This window comes from Massilia sp. CCM 8734 (assembly GCF_011682155.1).
Lineage (GTDB): Bacteria > Pseudomonadota > Gammaproteobacteria > Burkholderiales > Burkholderiaceae_D > Telluria_A > Telluria_A rubra.
In genome coordinates this window covers 72,560-89,422 of the sequence record NZ_WHJI01000010.1, presented here as the reverse complement: position 1 = coordinate 89,422, position 16,863 = coordinate 72,560, and the positions used below count along the sequence as shown (strand labels likewise).

General features: G+C 60.1%; 13 protein-coding genes and 1 pseudogene. 10 read left to right on the top strand and 4 right to left on the bottom strand.

The genetic code is table 11. The annotated features are described in order from the left end of the window. Window positions 1-111: 111 nt before the first annotated feature. Complete coding sequence (locus F2P46_RS11645) at window positions 112-1,008, top strand: LysR family transcriptional regulator (protein WP_166889147.1); 897 nt, start codon at window positions 112-114, stop codon at window positions 1,006-1,008. A 23-nt stretch (window positions 1,009-1,031) separates the two neighbouring features. Here the strand turns inward: F2P46_RS11645 and F2P46_RS11640 are convergent. Beyond that, a pseudogene (locus F2P46_RS11640) lies at window positions 1,032-2,124 on the bottom strand (methyl-accepting chemotaxis protein). Between the two features lie 148 nt (window positions 2,125-2,272). Next, window positions 2,273-2,728 (bottom strand): Lrp/AsnC ligand binding domain-containing protein, encoded by a 456-nt coding sequence (locus F2P46_RS11635; RefSeq protein ID WP_126073517.1) that lies wholly within the window; start codon window positions 2,726-2,728, stop codon window positions 2,273-2,275. Window positions 2,729-2,821: 93 nt separating this feature from the next. On the opposite strand from F2P46_RS11635, the gene putA reads away from it, so the two are divergent. After that, window positions 2,822-6,592: a trifunctional transcriptional regulator/proline dehydrogenase/L-glutamate gamma-semialdehyde dehydrogenase gene (putA, locus tag F2P46_RS11630; RefSeq protein WP_368737910.1), complete on the top strand. Its 3,771-nt coding sequence runs from the start codon at window positions 2,822-2,824 to the stop codon at window positions 6,590-6,592. A gap of 34 nt (window positions 6,593-6,626) precedes the next feature. Next, a complete protein-coding gene (gene ald, locus F2P46_RS11625; RefSeq protein ID WP_166889140.1) occupies window positions 6,627-7,742 on the top strand; it encodes an alanine dehydrogenase in 1,116 nt (371 codons plus the stop codon). Window positions 7,743-7,891: 149 nt separating this feature from the next. Here ald and F2P46_RS11620 read toward each other — a convergent pair whose 3' ends face one another. After that, window positions 7,892-8,686: a 5'-methylthioadenosine/adenosylhomocysteine nucleosidase gene (locus tag F2P46_RS11620; RefSeq protein WP_166889430.1), complete on the bottom strand. Its 795-nt coding sequence runs from the start codon at window positions 8,684-8,686 to the stop codon at window positions 7,892-7,894. A 354-nt stretch (window positions 8,687-9,040) separates the two neighbouring features. Between F2P46_RS11620 and F2P46_RS11615 the strand changes: the two genes are divergently transcribed. The 3 genes from F2P46_RS11615 (at window position 9,041) to F2P46_RS11605 (ending at window position 12,351) form a co-directional block, all read left to right on the top strand. After that, window positions 9,041-9,451, top strand: a complete 411-nt coding sequence (locus F2P46_RS11615; protein WP_166889138.1) for a hypothetical protein — start codon at window positions 9,041-9,043, stop codon at window positions 9,449-9,451. 208 nt (window positions 9,452-9,659) lie between these two features. After that, window positions 9,660-10,697: a nitronate monooxygenase gene (locus F2P46_RS11610; RefSeq protein WP_166889136.1), complete on the top strand. Its 1,038-nt coding sequence runs from the start codon at window positions 9,660-9,662 to the stop codon at window positions 10,695-10,697. 25 nt (window positions 10,698-10,722) lie between these two features. Then, window positions 10,723-12,351: a GMC family oxidoreductase N-terminal domain-containing protein gene (locus F2P46_RS11605; protein WP_166889133.1), complete on the top strand. Its 1,629-nt coding sequence runs from the start codon at window positions 10,723-10,725 to the stop codon at window positions 12,349-12,351. A 9-nt stretch (window positions 12,352-12,360) separates the two neighbouring features. On the opposite strand, the gene F2P46_RS11600 is transcribed toward F2P46_RS11605, so the two are convergent. Further along, window positions 12,361-12,822, bottom strand: a complete 462-nt coding sequence (locus tag F2P46_RS11600) for a hypothetical protein (RefSeq protein WP_166888949.1) — start codon at window positions 12,820-12,822, stop codon at window positions 12,361-12,363. A gap of 218 nt (window positions 12,823-13,040) precedes the next feature. Between F2P46_RS11600 and F2P46_RS11595 the strand changes: the two genes are divergently transcribed. From F2P46_RS11595 to F2P46_RS11580, 4 genes are all read left to right on the top strand, one after another. Continuing rightward, entirely contained in the window at window positions 13,041-13,811 is a 771-nt protein-coding gene (locus F2P46_RS11595; protein WP_166889129.1) for an ABC transporter ATP-binding protein, read from the top strand. Beyond that, the gene (locus F2P46_RS11590) at window positions 13,811-14,518 is read left to right on the top strand and encodes an ABC transporter ATP-binding protein (RefSeq protein ID WP_166889126.1); all 708 of its coding nucleotides are present in this window, start codon (window positions 13,811-13,813) and stop codon (window positions 14,516-14,518) included. The genes F2P46_RS11595 and F2P46_RS11590 overlap by 1 nt, the downstream gene beginning before the upstream one ends. A gap of 54 nt (window positions 14,519-14,572) precedes the next feature. Then, window positions 14,573-15,778: an ABC transporter substrate-binding protein gene (locus F2P46_RS11585; RefSeq protein ID WP_166889123.1), complete on the top strand. Its 1,206-nt coding sequence runs from the start codon at window positions 14,573-14,575 to the stop codon at window positions 15,776-15,778. 185 nt (window positions 15,779-15,963) lie between these two features. After that, window positions 15,964-16,848 (top strand): branched-chain amino acid ABC transporter permease, encoded by an 885-nt coding sequence (locus F2P46_RS11580; protein ID WP_166889120.1) that lies wholly within the window; start codon window positions 15,964-15,966, stop codon window positions 16,846-16,848. Window positions 16,849-16,863: the final 15 nt, after the last annotated feature.

Sequence of the window (16,863 nt, the reverse complement as noted above, 5' to 3'; positions counted from 1 at the left end):
AAGAATTGGCTGCAGGCGATCAATATATAGCCAGCAATCTCCCTGTACCAGAGATCAAAATATGATACTTTCTATCGGAATTTGTGATGACTCACGCAAGGGAGGACTGTCTTGATCGGAAGTTTTACGCTGGACCAGCTGCGCGTGCTGGTGACGATTGCCGACACGGGCAGCTTCTCCGCCGCAGGCAGGAAACTGGGGCGTGTGCAGTCGGCCATCAGCCAGGCAATTGCGACACTGGAACAAGTCCAGGGCGTGCTGCTGTTCGATCGCAGCGGTCACCGGCCGCGCCTGACTGACAGCGGGCGTGTCCTGGTCGAGCAGGCGCGCCTGGTCCTGGCGAGCGCCGACCGTTTCCAGGCGATAGCGATGAGTACGCACGCCGGCCTGGAGCCCGAACTCGTCATCGCCATCGACCCACTGGTGCCGAGCGCGCCCTTGATCGACAGCTTGCGCGCGCTGGGGGAACGCTTTCCCGATCTTCCGGTCAATTTCTCGACAGAAGGGCTGGGTGGCTCGTTGCGGCGCTTGCGCAGCGGCTCGGCCGCGCTCGGCATCTGCCTGCTGCTTCCCGCCGTTCCCGATGACGTCGTCGCCTACCCCTTGCTCACTATCGGCATGCAGCCCGTTGTCGCGCCCGCACATCCACTGGCCGCGCTTGGACGTCCGGCAACACACGCCGATCTGGAGCCGCACGTGCAACTTGTGCTGTCCGATCCTGTCGACCCCGGTGGGGGGAATTACGGGCTGGCGAGCGCCAGGCTGTGGCGCTTCGTCGATCTGGGGCGGCGCCTGGACTTCGTGATGGCGGGCTTTGGATGGTGCCGCATGCCCGCGCATCTGATCGCCGGGCCGGTCGCCGCCGGGCAACTGCATGCGTTTCAGATCATCGACGACCCGACACCCCGGGAAGGACTGACCATGTATGCGGCGCATATGCGCAACCGCGCACTCGGGCCGGCGGGACGCTGGCTGCTCGACCACCTCAGGGAACGTTTAGCGGCGTGAATGCGGCTGCGGATCGTCCGGCGCTATGTGGCCGCCGACCGGTACCCGATCCGAAATCCGCCCCAGTGCTTGCCATCGACGTAAATCGGGGCCGACAGGTCGTGCATCACTTCTCCCGTATCGCGCTTGTATGTCTGCAACAAAAACGCCTTGGTATTCGCGCCGCAACGTGACCCGGTGCGGTCATTGAAAATCCGCTTGGTCCGGTTGTTCACGATATCGACAGCGTAATCCCCGGTCAGCGGCTGCGAAAACTTTTTGTTATGGGTCGGAAAATACCCATTCCTGTCGACCGCGCCCGCGTACGCCAGTTGCGGCATGGCGGCCAACAAGGCTTCCTACCACGCTCGCGAGCGAGGCCATCCCGACGCTGGCTGTTGCCGCCTGCTCATTAATCGCGCGCACCATCATGCTGATTTCGCCGGCGGCCTCGCGGGTGCGATGCGCCAGCTGGCGCACTTCGCCGGCCACCACGGCAAAGCCGCGCCCGTGCTCGCCGGCCCGCGCCGCTTCGATGGCGGCGTTGAGCGCCAGCAAATTGGTACGGGCGGAAATTTCGGTGATGACGTCGGTAAAACCGGTGATGGCCCTGGACTTTTCCTGCAGCGCACTCATGGTGCCGGCGGCTTGGTGGGCGTCGACGCGGGCGCTGCTGATGCGCTTGAGCCCTTCGGCCACCTCGGCGCGTCCGGCCACGCTTTCGCTGCGCACTTCAGCGGCCACGGTGGCGGCGCGCCCGGCGTTGACGGCAATCTGCTCGGTGGTGCGGGCCACCTCTTCAGCGCTGGCAACGATGCCGATGGCGGTTTGCACGTCCTTTTCGATCTTTTTCTTGACCGAATCGACAAAATACGCCGTTTCGGCGGCGCCGATCATGATGTCGTCGATGGAATGGCCGACCACGGCGATGAACTTCCCGCTATCGCCGCCATCGCCTTTCGCTTGCAGGAGGAGGAACAGGCCAATGCTGGCCACGCCCGCCAGCGCGGCGGCGAGTAGCGGTCCGAGCGCGGGGCCGGCAGCCAAGCCAAGGAGGAAAACCACAAGAACGCCACCAGCGGCCGCGCCGCAACAGGCGAGCACGCGCCGCCCAGTCCTGGAATGAAGTTGCTTCATGTGTCCCCTGGCCGCTCGAATCGCCAGGACATCCTCAGTACGAAGCCGTTCCTTGGTATTCGATCGTCATAAAGCTACAGCATAAGCAAGGGAAGCTCAATGCATTTGAGACACAATGTATCCAAACAAAAACATTTCTGCCGAGTGCTTATTTGATCGGCAGTTTGGTGGTATTTTTGACTTCTTCCATGACGGCGTAGGTATGGGTTTCGCGCACGCCTTTCTGGAGCAGGGTTTTGCCTAGGAATTCGCGGTAGGCGGCCATATCCTTGACGCGGGCCTTGACCAGGTAGTCGAAACCGCCGGCCACCATATGGCATTCGAGCACTTCGGGGATGAGCTGGACGCTGTTCTTGAAGGCGTCGAAGACTTCGGGTGTGGTGCGGTCGAGCACCACCTCGATGAAAACCAGCAAGGAAACGTCGAGCAACTGGGGATTGAGCTGGGCCGTGTAGCCCATGATGTAGCCCGATTCGTGCAGCTTGCGCACGCGCTCGAGGCAAGCGGCAGGCGACAGGTTCACCCGCGCCGCAAGTTCCACGTTGCTGATCCGGCCGTCGCTTTGTAGTTCCGACAGAATTTTCTTGCTAATCTTGTCCAGCATTGAGATCTCCGCAATAAATTTTATTTGGTGAAATTGTCTCACCAAAAACTATCTATGGCTAGTCTTCTGTAATACCAGAATTAATCCAGAAGAATTCACTCTACAATCGAATCATCTTTTCGCGCACGCCGCAACATCGATTCCTTAACGGAAAGCCATGTTGACCGTACGCGGAATCGTCATTCCGATTCGTTTAATCCAAGTAAAGAGTTCTCAATGCAAACTGCCGCTGCTTCGGCCATCCCCTTCGTTCCCTTCTCAGCGCTCCAGGCTGAAATCAAGCTGGACCAGGCGCCATTGCGCGCCGCCATCACCGCCGCTTACCGGCGCGATGAAGCCGAGGCCGTCGACTGGCTGTTGGGGCAGGGCAATCGAGCCCATCCGGACGCGCACGCGCTGGCGCACCGCCTGGTCTCGGCCGTGCGTGAAAAACGCACGCGCTCGTCCGGCGTCGATGCGCTGATGCATGAATTCTCCCTGTCTTCCGAAGAAGGTGTCGCACTGATGTGTCTGGCTGAAGCGCTGCTGCGCATTCCCGACAGCCAGACCGCCGACCGCCTGATCGCCGACAAGATCAGCAAGGGCGACTGGCGCAAGCACCTGGGCGAGTCGCCCTCGCTGTTCGTCAACGCCGCGACTTGGGGTTTGCTCATTACCGGCAAGCTGGTCGGCACCAGCAGCGAAACCGGGCTCGGCTCGGCGCTGACCAAGCTGATCGGCAAGGGTGGCGAACCGTTGATCCGCAAGGGCGTGGACCTGGCGATGCGCATGCTGGGCAACCAGTTCGTCACCGGCCAGACCATCGGCGAAGCGATCAAGAACAGCCGCGACAATGAACAGCGCGGCTATCGCTATTCCTACGACATGCTGGGCGAAGCGGCCCTGACCGAAGCCGATGCCAAAAACTATTACGCCTCGTACGAAACGGCGATCCATGCGATCGGCAAGGCGTCGAACGGACGCGGCATCAAGGATGGGCCGGGCATTTCGGTCAAGCTGTCGGCCCTGCACCCACGTTACAGCCGGGCCCAGCATGCGCGCATGATGAACGAACTGCTGCCGCGCGTGAAAAGCCTGGTGTTGCTGGCCAAACAATACAACATCGGCATCAATATCGATGCGGAAGAAGCCGACCGCCTCGAAATTTCGCTCGACATGATGGAAGCGATGGCCTTCGACCCGGACCTGGCCGGTTTCGAGGGCATCGGTTTCGTGGTGCAGGCCTACCAGAAGCGCTGCCCGTTCGTGATCGATTTCCTGATCGACCTGGCGCAGCGCAGCGGGCGCAAGTTCATGGTGCGCCTGGTCAAAGGCGCGTATTGGGATGCCGAAATCAAGCGCGCGCAAGTCGATGGCATGCCCGGTTATCCGGTCTATACGCGCAAGGTCTACACCGACGTGTCGTACCTGACCTGCGCCAAAAAACTGTTAAAAGCGAGCAGCCTGCTGTACCCGCAATTTGCCACCCATAATGCGCATAGCCTGTCGGTGATTTACACCTGGGCGCAGCAGGACGGCATCAAGGATTATGAATTCCAGTGCCTGCACGGCATGGGCGAAACGCTGTACGACCAGGTCGTCGGCAAGGCCAACCTGGATAAACCGTGCCGCATTTATGCGCCGGTCGGCTCGCACGAAACACTGCTCGCCTACCTGGTGCGCCGCCTGCTGGAAAACGGCGCCAATTCCTCGTTCGTCAATCAGATCGTCGATGAAAAAGTGAAGATCGAATCGCTCATCGCCGACCCGTTCGAGGCATCCCGCGCGCAGGGCGGTGCGCCGCATCCCGGCATCGCTTTGCCGCTTGCCTTGTTTAGTGCGGAACGCAAGAATTCGGCCGGCCTCGATCTGTCCAACGAAGATGTACTGCGCGATATCGGCACCGCACTGGCGCAGCCGCGCAATTACCACGCTGCGCCCTTGATCGATGGCCCGGTGGTGGCCGGCGCACCGGCGTCGATCCGCAATCCGGCGCTGCACCTTGACGTCGTCGGTAAAGTCAGCGACGCCAGCGCCGCCGATGTGGAAACGGCGCTGCACAGCGCCAGCAATTACGCCATGGATTGGCAAACCACCGGACCGACGGCGCGTGCCGCGATGCTCGCGCGCGTGGCCGATCTGTTTGAAGAAAACTATGCGGAACTGATGGCGCTGGCCATTCGCGAAGCCGGTAAATCGCTGCCGAACGCGATCGCCGAAATCCGCGAAGCGGTCGATTTCCTGCGCTATTACGCGGCCCAGGTGCATGGCACGCAGCATGTGCTGGCGCTCGGTCCGGTGACCTGTATCAGCCCGTGGAATTTCCCGCTTGCGATCTTCACCGGACAGGTGGCGGCAGCGCTTGCCGCCGGTAATGTGGTGCTGGCAAAACCGGCGGAACAAACCCCGCTGATCGCGTATCGCGCGGTGCAGTTGTTCCATGAAGCGGGTATTCCCAAAGCGGCCCTGCAATTCTTGCCTGGTCGCGGCGAAGTCGTCGGCGCCGGTTTGACTGGCGATGCGCGCGTCAAAGGCGTGATTTTCACCGGCTCCACCGAAGTGGCGCAATTGATCAACCGCACCCTGGCGGCGCGCTCGGTAAAAGAATCGTGCGATATTCCCCTGATCGCCGAAACCGGCGGCCAGAATGCGCTGATCGTCGATTCCTCGGCCTTGCCGGAACAGGTGGTGCAGGACGTGATGACATCGGCGTTCGACAGCGCCGGCCAGCGCTGCTCGGCCTTGCGCGTGCTGTTCCTGCAACACGAAATCGCCGATAAAACCATCAAGATGCTCAAGGGCGCGATGCAGGAATTGCGCGTGGGCGTGCCGGATCGCCTGGCCACCGATATCGGCCCGGTCATCGATGTGGAAGCACAGCAAAACCTGCTGAAACATATCGAGCGCCTCAAATCCACCGCCAAAAACCACTTTGCGCTGGAAGTGCCGGCGGCAGTGGCGGCGCAGGGCACGTTTGTAGCCCCGACGGTGCTCGAAATCGGCTCGCTGGCCGAACTGACGCAGGAAGTATTTGGCCCGGTGCTGCACATCATTCGCTATCGCCGCGACGATTTGCCAAAACTGATCGAGTCGATCAACGCCACCGGTTTCGGCCTCACTTTGGGCGTGCATTCGCGTATCGATGAAACGATCGATTTCATTACCGCGCGCGCGCATGTCGGCAATATCTACGTGAACCGCAATATCGTTGGCGCCGTGGTCGGCGTGCAACCGTTCGGCGGCGAAGGCCAGTCCGGAACGGGTCCGAAAGCGGGCGGCCCGCTCTACCTCAAGCGCCTGCAGCGCGCCGCACCGCCGCTGCTGGAACATGAGCGCCAGGGCACGCCGGGCCTGGACGCCTTGCTGGTCTGGGCCAACACCCACGGCCACACGCACGTCGTCACCCTGGCCGAAGAATACATGCGCACCACCCTGGCCGGCGCCAGCCTGATCCTGCCCGGCCCGACCGGCGAGCGCAACGGCTTGTCGTTCGCCCCGCGCGGCGCCATTTTGTGTGCGGCGGCGACGCCTGGCGTGTTGCTCAATCAATTGGCGGCATGCCTGGCGACGGGCAACCAGGCGATTGTGCTGGCGCGTGCAAAAGAAGTCATTCCCGAAGGCTTGCCACCGGAAGTCATGGACCGCATGACCTTCGTGAGCGGCGTCGATACGGCCGAATGCCATTTCCAGATTGCCCTGGTAGAAGCGTCGCTGACGGCCGAATTGTGGCCTGTGCTGGCGAGCCGCCAGGGAGCGATTGTCGGCGTCATCGATACCTCGGAAGAAGGTCCGATTGCGCTGTGGCGCATGGTGGCCGAGCGCGCACTGTGCGTCAATACCACTGCGGCTGGCGGAAACGCAAGCTTGATGACCTTAGGTCTTTAATGATGTAAACATAAACTACCCCTTGGAGGATGACATGATCGTAGGCGTTCCAAAAGAGATCAAGAATCACGAATACCGGGTCGGCTTGACGCCGCCGAGCGTGCGCGAATTAAGCTCGCGCGGACACCAGGTGCTGGTTCAGAAAAATGCGGGCGCTGAGATCGGGTTATCCGATGAGCAGTATGTGGCCGCCGGTGCGAGCATGGTCGACGACGCGAAAGAAATTTTCGCGCGCGCCGACATGATCGTCAAAGTCAAGGAACCGCAGCCGGTCGAATGCGCGATGCTGCGCGACGGCCAGATCCTGTACACCTATCTGCACCTGGCGCCGGACCCGGAGCAAACTGCGGCGCTGGTCAAATCGGGCGCCATTTGCATCGCGTACGAAACCATTACCGGCGCCGGCGGCGGTTTGCCCTTGCTCGCTCCCATGAGCGAAGTGGCGGGGCGCATGGCGATCCAGGCCGGCGCCGCCCACCTCGAAAAATCCAAAGGCGGCATGGGATTGCTGCTCGGCGGCGTTCCCGGCGTGGCGGCCGGCCATGTGGTCATTATCGGGGCCGGCGTGGTCGGTACCAATGCGCTGCAAATGGCCATTGGCACCGGGGCGCGGGTAACGGTGCTCGATAAAAGCATCGACCGCCTGCGCCAGCTCGACCTCATATTCGGCAACCGCATTTCGACCCAGTATTCGAATGCGCATGCGATCGAGGAAGCGGTGCTGTCGGCCGACCTGGTGATCGGCGGCGTGCTGGTACCGGGCGCTGCGGCGCCCAAACTGGTCACGCGCGCCATGATTGCGAAAATGAAGGCCGGCGCGGTGGTGGTCGATGTGGCGATCGACCAGGGCGGCTGTTTTGAAACCTCGCATGCGACCACGCACGCCGATCCAACCTATATCGTCGACGGCGTGGTGCATTACTGCGTGGCCAACATGCCGGGCGCGGTGGCGCGCACCTCGACCTTTGCGTTGAATAACGCGACCATCGGCCACGCGGTGGCGCTGGCGGAAAAGGGTTGGAAAAAAGCCCTGGCCGACGACGCCCATCTGAAAAACGGCTTGAATGTCTGCCAGGGCAAAATCACTTACGCGGCAATTGCCCAGGCACTCGGGTACGACTACACGCCGGCCGATTCCCTGCTGGTCTGAGAGGCTGAGAGTCTTGCGATCATGCCCGCTCATCACGCCAGAAAGCGCCCGCTCGTCGTTGCAAATGCTCGCCATAGCCCGAGCTATGGCTGTGCTTTGCGCCTAGCTCGGCCACTCTCTGGCGCGCTGCTCGGGCACGCCCGAAAAACTCACAACCTCTGAGGCCGGCCGCTTTTCAGCTCGGCGCAGAAACGCGTGACGATATGAAAAGCATAACGGGAGGCGACTGATTTCACGAAGCGCATGAAATCGGTCGCCGCCTCTTCATTCGCGTTATCCGAAATCGTCCGGATCACCGCAAACGGAATGCCCAGCTCGAAGCACACCTGGGCCACCGCCGCTCCTTCCATTTCCACCGCCAGCAATCCTGGCAGCGATCCGTTCAACTGCGCCAGGTGCGCGCGTTTGCTGATGAACTGATCGCCGCTGGCAATCAGCCCGCGATGCACCCGTGGCCGCTCCAGGCCAAATTCGGCCCGTTCCACGTCGTCGATTGCCGTTTCAAAATCCTTGTCCAGGAATTCAAGCGCCGCACTGGCGGCGCGCTGGCTCATCTGCAAGTCGGACTGGAAGTGCGACAAACCGGTCAACGGCACCTCGAAGCGGGGAAACAGGGGACTGGCATCCATGTCGTACTGGACCAGCGATTCGGCCACCACGATGTCGCCCACCTTCACTCCCGCATCGCCCGCACCGGCAACGCCGGTGAACAGGATGTGGGTAACTCCGTACTTTTCCACAAGCGTGGTCGCGGTCATGGCGGCGGCAACCTTGCCAATCCGCGACAGGACGCAGACAGCGTCGATTCCAGCGACTTGTCCTGATGCGTAGTTGCGCATGCCATGGATGAGCGTGGCGGGGCCTTGCATGCCTTCCACGAGCCCTTCCTGTTCTTCGTGCAAGGCGCTAATGATGCCTAAACGTATGTTTTTGCCTGAATTCATGCTTTGCAGAACCTTTTTGGTGAGTGTGCATGTGGGTAAGTCTGGAGTTTTCCACAAGGATAAACCGTTCTGCGTGCACTGCAAGCTTCGGAAGGCGCGCAGGAGGCCGCCAGCGTCGATTTCTGCAGACAGTCCCGGCTTGCGGTCCAGCGACCTTGTTGTGGCCGTGGCGGTGCCTCCAGGGGCTTCCCAGTGCATCGCCGGTTCTGCATTTTTACCTGGAGCTGCTTGCAAACGCTTGTTTTTCGGGTTTTTCTGGCTTTTGGCGGATCTTGCTGTGGATGACTTCGAGGTTATGCACTGCCTTGCCGGGGTTTAGGGTTTTATATAAGTAGTATGTATACAAATTTAGTAGTGATAGTAAACGTCCGTTTTTGTGTGGATAAGTCCGGTTTTATCAACAGGATCAAGCGTTTACGCATCGAAAAAGTCGCTGGAAAAGGCCTGTATCTTCAAAGGATGACTGTTGGACAAAAATTTGCCTGTGAACAAAGTCGATGGTTTTGCACATCTCATCCTGTGGATATCCATCGACTTATCCACATGTACTGCCAGCCAGTCGCGTTCTTCGCGGCTTTTTTTGGTCTGCAGAAAAATGACTTGCCCGTTTTTGTGGGCGATTCTTTTTTTTTGGAAACTTTGAGTTTTTGTTCAGCAAAGAAATTTTTTTCGCTTTTTGGCCTTTGGGGTTCTCGCGGTCGTTTTTTCAAAGGTCTTGATGGTTTACCTAAAAAGGTTAAATATAGAATTAGTAGTAGTTGTTAACAGGGGTGTTTTTCTGTGGATAATGGCAAAAACCCGTACGAAATCATGAGCTTGCGAGAGGTATAAGTCGGTGATCACCTCTGTATCCGGCTGGTATCAATCTGGGACAAATTTTGGCCTGTGAATAAAGTCGCGTTTATCCACAAACGGTGCCTGTGGATATCAATAGGCTTATCCACAGGTCCTTTCGAACCTTGGTGGAGGTGATATGGATCTGCACGCGTTGTTTAAGTTTCCAATTTTGCAAGGCCCGATGGCCGGCGGCGCCAGCCGGGCCGAATTGGTGGCCGCGGTATCGAATGCGGGTGGCCTGGGTTGCATGGCAGGATCGTTGATGTCGCCCGCATCCTTGCGCGACGAGGTAGGCCGGATCAGGTCGATGACCGACCAACCGTTTTTGATGAATTTTTTTGTTCTCCAGACACCTTCGCCCACGCCGGACGAGGTCGGCGCCGCTGTTGAACTGCTGCGCCCGGTCTGGGAAAGCCTTGGTTGGGACAATTTACCGGTGCCGGCACAGTGGTGCCAGGACTTCGAGGCCCAGTTCGACACCCTGATCGCACTGCGCCCGGCGGCGGCCAGTTTTACGTTCGGCATCCTCACGCCCATCCAGGTCGAGCGGCTGCACGACGCCGGCATCTACGTGATGGGTACGGTCACGACGGTGGAAGAAGCGCTGGCCTGGGAAAACGTGGGCGCCGACGCCGTGATCGCTTCGGGCATCGAGTCCGGCGGCCATCGCGGCACCTTTCTTGGACCGCAAGAAGACGCCACCCTGGACGGAAAAGCGCTCTGGCCCCAGGTGGCCGAAGCCGTCAAGATGCCGGTTATTGCCGCCGGCGGCATCATGACCGGGGTCGATATTGCCGAAGCACTCGCGCTGGGGGCCCAGGCCGTGCAAATGGGCAGCGCCTTTATCGTGACCGATGAGTCCGGCATTCATCCCGCCTATAAACAGCGGTTGATCGAGGCGCGCGACACGCCCACCCGCCTGACGCGCGCCTTCAGTGGCCGCTACGCGCGCGGCCTGGAAAACAGCTTCATGCGCAAGATGGAAAGTGTCGAGAAGCAAGTTCCAGCGTATCCTGTCCAAAACGCACTGACCACGGGCATACGCGCAGCCGCGGCCGAACGGGGCGATACCGAACTCATGTCGCTCTGGGCGGGGGCCGAGATCCGCCGCGCGCGGCCGATGCCGGTTGCCAAACTGATGCAAATGCTGGTGGCCGAGATGCGCACCATATAAAAGAAAATGAGACGAGGAGCGGCATTTGGAATCGGCAGGAGAATACGACTACATCATCATCGGCGGCGGCACGGCCGGCTGCGTGCTGGCCAACCGCCTGACCCGGCGCCGCGACATCAACGTGCTGCTGATCGAAGCGGGCGGACGCGACGACTACCTCTGGATCCACATTCCGGTCGGCTATTTGCACTGCATCGGCAATCCGCGCACCGACTGGCTGTACAAGACCGAAGCGGATGCCGGCCTGAACGGTCGCGCGCTGATTTATCCGCGCGGCAAAGTCCTGGGCGGCAGTTCCTCGATCAACGGCATGATCTATATGCGCGGCCAGTCGCACGATTACGACCGCTGGGCCGACCTGACCGGCGACGCCGGCTGGGCTTGGGACAAGGTATTGCCGCTTTTTAGGAAGAGCGAGGATTATCACGGCGGCGCCAGCGTACTGCACGGTAGCGGCGGTGAATGGCGGGTCGAGAAACAACGCCTGTCCTGGCAATTGCTCGACGCGTTTCGCGATGCCGCCGAACAAACCGGTATTCGCAAAATCGACGATTTCAACGGTGGCGACAACGATGGTTGCAACTATTTCGACGTCAACCAGAAGCGCGGCATCCGCTGGAACACGGCCAAGGCCTTCCTCAAGCCAGCGGCCAAACGGCCCAACCTGACCATCATGACCGGTTGTCACGTGGAACGGTTGATCATCGACGACACGGAGCAGGGCAAAGTCTGCCGGGGCGTCGAATTTACCGGCGGCGGTACGGCGTTCACGGCGACGGCCGCGCTGGAAACGGTGCTGACCGCCGGCGCGGTCGGTTCGCCGCAGATTTTGCAACTGTCCGGCATCGGCCCGGCGGCGTTGTTGCGCGACGCCGGCGTGACGGTGCAGGTCGACGCGCCCGGGGTTGGGGATAACTTGCAGGATCACTTGCAGCTGCGCATGATCTACAAAGTCAGCAATGCGCGCACCTTGAACACCACGGCAGCGAGCTGGTTCGGCAAGATGAAAATCGGCATGGAATACGCGATGTTCCAGAGCGGACCGATGTCGATGGCGCCCTCGCAACTGGGCGCGTTCGCTCGTTCCGATCCCGGCCAGGCCACGCCGAACCTGCAATATCATGTGCAGCCTTTGTCGCTGGAAAAATTCGGCGACCCCTTGCACCCGTTTCCGGCGTTCACGGCGAGCGTGTGCAACCTGCGGCCGAGCTCGCGCGGGCATGTGCGGATTGCCTCAAGCGATTCTTACGCCGCGCCGAAAATCACGCCGAATTACCTGAGCACGCAAGAAGACCGCACCACCGCGGCGGCGGCGCTGAGGTTGACGCGCAAGATTGTGGCCGCGCCGGCATTGGCGCGCTATGCGCCACAGGAATTCAAACCCGGGATAGCGTTTCAGACGGAACAAGAACTGGCCGACGCCGCCGGACAGATCGGCACCACGATTTTCCACCCGGTCGGCACCTGCAAGATGGGCCGGGCAGGGGACCCGATGGCCGTGGTCGATAGCGAACTGCGTGTGAACGGCGTGCAAAAACTGCGCGTGGTCGATGCCTCGGTGATGCCCTTGATCACGTCAGGCAATACCAACAGTCCGACCATCATGATCGCCGAGCGGGCGGCGGAACTGATCGCGCAGGCGGCAACCGCGTGAGCGTGCGCATCAGATAGTTTCCGACACGATTTCAAGATCAGGGAATTGCTCAGCCAATTCCTTGTTCAACTGACGCACGACCCACGGCGTGAATGTGCCGAGCGTGATCCACTGGTCCGGAAGGATGTTCACGTCCCCGCTGAAAACCAGCGGAAATGCGAGTCGCATTTGCTCCGCCAGCTCGACAGTGACGGTGTGGCCGAAGCGGATCTTGACGGTGTCGGACGGCGTTTCCATCCAATCCCATTGGCCCTCGGGTTCTCCGATCACCCCAATAATCTCGTTGTCATCGGCAAATGCCACGCACCGTCCGACGGCAGAGGCAACACTCAGTTCCGCCTGGGTCCGGAGCGCAAACACGGCTTTTGTACAGTGGTCGCAGTAGCGCACGCGTTCATTCGCGGTGGGCGTAAGTTGTTCCCACTTGCGTTGGCAAATGGTCCTGAGATCGCAGGGGGTCAGTTCCGGCATGGAGAGAGCATGTGCGTGGGGAAAACAGCTATTCTACTTTAGCCTGTCCACCGTCTATCGACGTCAAAACTGGCGCAAAGTTGCACTTCCATGTCGCTTGCCTGATAGGCATCAGGGCTGGCGGGATGGTAGTTATACTGTATTGTGAGCAAAAACCAATCTGTGTATAGTCGAACAAAAAAGTTTTCAAAGCGGTATGAAAATAAACCGGAGACACAATGCCAGATGTCATATTGGAAACACGAGCCCTGACCAAAGAGTTCAAGGGCTTTACCGCAGTCAATGATGTTAACCTCGCTGTCCAGCGCGGACACATTCACGCGCTGATTGGCCCGAACGGCGCCGGCAAGACCACCTGTTTCAATCTGCTGACCAAGTTCCTGGTGCCCACCTCGGGCAAGATTTTGTTCAACGGAAAAGACATCACCCCGGCGCGCCCGGCCCAGATTGCGCGCATGGGCATCATCCGCTCATTCCAGATTTCGGCTGTGTTTCCGCACCTGACGGTGTTGCAGAATGTGCGGATCGGCTTGCAGCGCGAACTGGGGACGTCCTTCCATTTCTGGCGCAGCGAAAAATCGCTGGCCAGCCTGAACGAGCGCGCCATGGAACTGCTGGCCGAGGTCGACTTGACCGAGTTCGCCGATACCGTCACGGTCGACATGCCCTACGGGCGCAAGCGCGCGCTCGAAATCGCCACCACCCTGGCCATGAAGCCCGAACTGATGCTGCTCGACGAGCCGACCCAGGGCATGGGCCACGAAGATGTCCACAGGGTCACCGAGCTGATCAAAAAAGTGTCGGCCGGCCGCACCATCCTGATGGTGGAACACAATATGAGCGTGGTCTCCGGCATCTGCGACAAGATTACCGTGCTGCAGCGCGGCGCCTTGCTGGCCGAAGGCAGTTACGCCGAAGTCTCGACCAATGCGCAAGTGATGCAAGCCTACATGGGCACCACCAGCGCCGAACTCGAAGGGGCACATTGATGACCGCCGCGCTCGAAATCTCGCATCTGCAAGCCTGGTACGGCGAATCGCACATCTTGCACAACGTCAATTTGCGGGTCGAGAAGGGCGAAGTCGTGACCCTGCTGGGCCGCAACGGCGCCGGACGGACCACTACCTTGCGCGCGATCATGGGCCTGACCGGTGCGCGTACGGGTTCGATCAAGGTCAACGGGGTCGAGTCGATCAGCCTGCCGACGCACAAGATTGCCCACCTGGGCATCGGGTATTGCCCGGAAGAGCGGGGTATCTTTTCATCGCTCTCGACCGAAGAAAACCTGATGCTGCCGCCGCAACTGGCCGGTAGCGACGCCGGCATGTCGGTGGCGGAAATCTATGAGATGTTTCCGAATTTGCTGGAACGAAAAAACAGCCAGGGCACGCGTTTGTCCGGCGGTGAGCAGCAAATGCTGGCGGTGGCGCGCATTTTGCGCACCGGCGCGCGCCTGTTGCTGCTCGATGAAATTTCCGAAGGCCTGGCGCCGGTGATCGTGCAAGGTCTCGCGCGCATGATTACTACGCTCAAGGCCAAGGGCTACACCATCGTCATGGTGGAACAGAATTTCCGCTTCGCCGCACCGTTGGCGGACCGGTTTTACGTGGTGGAGCACGGTCAGATCGTGGAAACCTTTGCTTCGTCGGAACTGAGCGCCAAGATGCCAATTCTGACTGAACTGTTGGGCGTATAGCAGGATAGCGACAGCCCATAGCAAGACCATACCAATACCCTAAATGGAGACAATATGAAACGTAACATCATTGCTTTAGCAGCCAGCGCCGCATGCCTCGGATTCGCCTTGCCGGCGCACGCGCAAGTGTCGAACGACACCATCAAGATTGGCATGCTGACCGACGTGTCCGGCGTGTACGCCGACGTCGATGGCGCCGGTGGCGCGGAAGCGGTCAAGATGGCGATCGCCGACCTGGGCGGCAACATCAACGGCAAGAAAATCGAATTCGTTTTTGCCGATCACCAGAACAAGGCCGACATCGCCGCCAGCAAGGCGCGCGAATGGTTCGACCAGCAAGGTGTAGACATGCTGATCGGTGGCACCAACTCGGGCGCCAACCTGGCCATGGCCAAGATTGCGGCGGAAAAGAAAAAAGTCTTCATCTCGATCGGTGCCGGCACGGCCCGCCTGACCAATGAAGAATGTTCCCCCTTCACCGTGCATTACGCCTACGACACGGTGGCCTTGGCACGTGGAACAGGCGGCGCGATTGTGAAGCAGGGCGGCAAGTCCTGGTATTTCCTCACCGCCGACTACGCCTTCGGCCAGTCGCTCGAAAAAGACACGACCGACGTGGTCAAGGCCGCTGGCGGCACGGTGACGGGCGCGTCCAAGCATCCGCTGTCGGCCTCGGATTTTTCGTCGTTTTTGCTGAAGGCGCAGGGGTCGAAGGCGCAGATCCTGGGGCTGGCCAATGCCGGCGGCGACATGATCAACGCGGTCAAGGCGGCCAACGAGTTTGGCGTCGGCAAGTCGATGAAGCTGGCCGGTTTGCTGGTGTTCATCAACGATATCCACACCCTGGGATTGAACATGACCCAGGGCATGTATCTGACCGATGGCTGGTACTGGGACCAGAGCCCGGAAAGCCGGGCCTGGTCGAAGCGCTATTTCGCCAAGATGAAGAAGTTCCCGTCGATGTTGCAAGCCGCCGATTACTCGGCCGCGACCAACTACCTGAACGCGGTCAAGGCGATCGGGACCGACGACAGCGAGAAGGTCATGGCGCAGTTGAAGAAGACCAAGATTAACGACATGTTCACCAAGGGCGGCGAGATCCGTCCGGATGGCCGCATGGTGCACGATATGTACCTGATGGAAGTGAAAAAGCAGGCCGAATCGAAGTATCCGTGGGATTACTACAAGGTCGTCGCGACCATTCCTGGCGCCCAGGCATATACCACCAAGGCGGAAACGAAGTGCGCGTTGTGGAAGTAAGCTGAGTACTTCCAGGATTTTCCTCGGATGTTCGCGTTAGCCGCATCGCTCCCGTAGCTACCCCGTCATTCCCGCGCAGGCGGAAATCCAAGTGTGCGAGTGTCGCCACAACACGACGAACTTGGGTTCCCGCCTGCGCGGGAACGACGGATCGTCCCCGGTCCCACTTTATGAACTGAGATGCCATGGAAATATTCGGCGTTCCCCTGCAGGCGATGGTCAGCCAGCTTTTGCTCGGCCTGGTCAACGGCTCCTTCTACGCCATGCTCTCGCTTGGCCTGGCCGTCATCTTCGGCCTGCTTAATGTCATCAACTTCTCCCACGGCGCCCTCTACATGATGGGCGCCTTTGCGGCCTACATCGGCGTCACCACCTTCGGCCTGAGCTACTGGGCCATGCTGGCGCTGGCGCCCCTGCTGGTCGGCGTGTTCGGCATCATCGTCGAAAAATCGATGCTGCGCTGGCTCTACAAGCTCGATCACCTGTACGGCCTGCTGCTGACCTTCGGCATCACCTTGCTGCTCGAAGGCGTGTTCCGCTCGTTTTTCGGCAACTCCGGCCAGTCCGTCAGCGTGCCGGAATTGCTCCAGGGCCGCACCGACCTGGGCTTCATGGAATTGCCGAACTACCGCCTGTGGGTCGTGTTCGCCTCGCTCAGCGTCTGCCTGGCAACCTGGTTCGTCATCGAAAAGACCAAGCTCGGCGCCTATCTGCGGGCCGGGACCGAGAACCCGAAACTGGTCGAAGCCTTCGGCATCAACGTGCCGCTGATGGTCACTTTGACCTACGGCTTCGGGGTGGCCCTGGCCGGCTTTGCCGGGGTGCTGGCGGCGCCGATCATCAACGTCACGCCACTGATGGGCTCGAACCTGATCATCGTCGTGTTCGCCGTTGTGGTGATCGGCGGCATGGGGTCGATCATGGGTTCCATCCTCACCGGCCTCGGCCTGGGTGTGATCGAGGGCCTGACCCGCGTCTTCTATCCGGAAGGCTCGGAAGTGGTGGTGTTCGTCGTCATGGTCATCGTGCTGCTGATCCGTCCCGCCGGCTTGTTCGGCAAAGAGAAGTAAAGACAAGTAACCGAG